This window comes from Aquimarina sp. U1-2, assembly GCF_017897595.1.
Lineage (GTDB): Bacteria > Bacteroidota > Bacteroidia > Flavobacteriales > Flavobacteriaceae > Aquimarina.
Genome location: NZ_JAGKIK010000107.1, coordinates 1 through 374, shown reverse-complemented (window position 1 = coordinate 374; position 374 = coordinate 1). Strand labels below are relative to the sequence as shown.

1 pseudogene is annotated in these 374 nt (G+C 29.4%); it reads left to right on the top strand.

Annotated features, from left to right (window positions below):
• Positions 1–21: 21 nt before the first annotated feature.
• Positions 22–374 (top strand): annotated as a pseudogene (locus tag J8281_RS19235) (hypothetical protein); the annotation flags it as partial.

Below are 374 nucleotides of genomic sequence, written 5' to 3'. Positions count from 1 at the left end.
AAACAACTAAACTATTCCAAAATGAAAAAAAATTTTTATTTACAAAAATCAACTTTAATCTTATTTACCATAATTTTTGGCTTTGTGTCATGTAACACAAATGAAGAAGATATGCTAGATCAAAACAATGCAGAAAATACTGCCGAAATGAGTTTGACTGCAAATTCTAGCAGTCAAATGACAGCACAACAAACCGTAGATATTTGGTTGTATACTAATAACCGAGTAGCTATATCTAACGAGTTTTTTGGTGTAAATAATAATTGGAGAACAATAACAGATTCTGATTATGCTACTTTTGAAAACAAATTAGAATCTATAAATTATCAGGGCATAAGATTTCCAGGAGGCTGGGAATCTGAATATTATGTTTG